The following is a 1,221-nucleotide window of genomic DNA, read 5'->3' as shown; positions in this document are numbered from 1 at the left end:
TATGCGAAACAGTTAAAGTGAGGTGGTCCGGCTTTTTCGGACACGTTAATTAAGCACTCATCGACTCGTCATCGACAACCGCAGGTATGCGATAGCCGAGTGTCTGATGCAGCCGTTTGCGATTGTAGAAGCCCTCGATGTAGCTGACTATGGCGACTCTCGCGGCATCGCGTGTCGCGAAGGCTTCGCCATGGACGAGCTCGTTCTTCAGCGAGGAGAAGAAGCTTTCCGCACAGGCATTGTCGTAGCAGTCGCCGTGACGGCTCATGCTTGGCAGCAGGCCATCGGCGGCCATCAGACGACGGTAGTTACGTGAGCTGTAGAGCACGCCACGGTCCGTGTGGTGAATCAATCCTGCCGCTGGTTGGCGATGCGTGATCGCCATGCGCAACGCCGCCGACACCAGCGGCTCGTCATTGCGATCAGACATGGCCCAGCCAACGACCATTCGCGAGTGCAGGTCGATCAACACGGCGAGGTAAAGCCAACCTTGCCGCGTGCTGATAAAGGTCACATCACCGACCCAGCATTGGTTGGGCTTCTCAGCCTGAAACTTCCGACGAAGCAGGTCTGGCGCCGTGTTCTTGTGGCGTCGCGCGTAGTGGGTCACCTTGAAACGGCGGCGGCGACGAGCCTCGATGCCGTTCTCGCGCCTCACTCGCGCAACACGGTTGCGACCACAGGCGATACCCTCGGCGACCAACGCCTTCCAGACCTTCCTCGTGCCATACGCTTCGCGCGACGCGTTGTGAATGCGTCGCACATGTGCCGTCAGGGTAAGGTCCTCGCGCTGGCGGGCGCTCGGTTCACGACAGCGCCAGGCGTAGTAGCCGCTGCGGCTGACAGACAACACACGGCACATGCCGGTGAGCGAGAACTGGTCGGCGTGAGAGCGCATGAAGTCGTACTTCATGGCAGTTCCTTGGCGAAGTACGCCGCCGCTTTTTTTAAAATGTCGCGCTCCTCCGTCATGCGCGCCAGTTCGCGCTTGAGGCGCACAATTTCCGAATCCTGGTCCGCGTGCTTGCGGCCGGAGCCAGGAAAGGAGAGCTCGCCGGATCGGACCTGCTCGGCCTTCCATTTGTAAAGTTGGTTCCGTCGAATACCCAGATCGATGGCTACTTCAGATGCGGGACGTTCGCCCGCATCGAGCAACCTGACCGCTTCGCGCTTGAACTCCGCGGTGAACCGTTGGCGCTTGACCATGTGACACCTCCCAGG

At 60.2% G+C, this 1,221-nt stretch carries 2 protein-coding genes; both read right to left on the bottom strand.

The annotated features are described in order from the left end of the window. Positions 1 to 49 precede the first annotated feature (49 nt). The gene (locus UU9_RS16090; protein WP_007082826.1) at positions 50 to 913 is read right to left on the bottom strand and encodes an IS3 family transposase; all 864 of its coding nucleotides are present in this window, start codon (positions 911 to 913) and stop codon (positions 50 to 52) included. Further along, positions 910 to 1,221, bottom strand: a 312-nt coding sequence (locus UU9_RS16085) for a transposase (RefSeq protein ID WP_156804333.1), incomplete at its 5' end; no start/stop codon positions are given. The genes UU9_RS16085 and UU9_RS16090, both read right to left, overlap by 4 nt.

The organism is Rhodanobacter fulvus Jip2, assembly GCF_000264315.1.
GTDB classification, from domain to species: Bacteria; Pseudomonadota; Gammaproteobacteria; order Xanthomonadales; family Rhodanobacteraceae; genus Rhodanobacter; species Rhodanobacter fulvus.
Note: the sequence above shows the minus strand (reverse complement) of the source record. Positions and strands in the feature narration are given on the sequence as shown.

Coding starts and splice junctions, on each gene's coding strand:
- UU9_RS16090 (WP_007082826.1), bottom strand. CDS start 913: ATGAAGTACGACTTCATGCGCTCTCACGCCGACCAGTTCTCGCTCACC.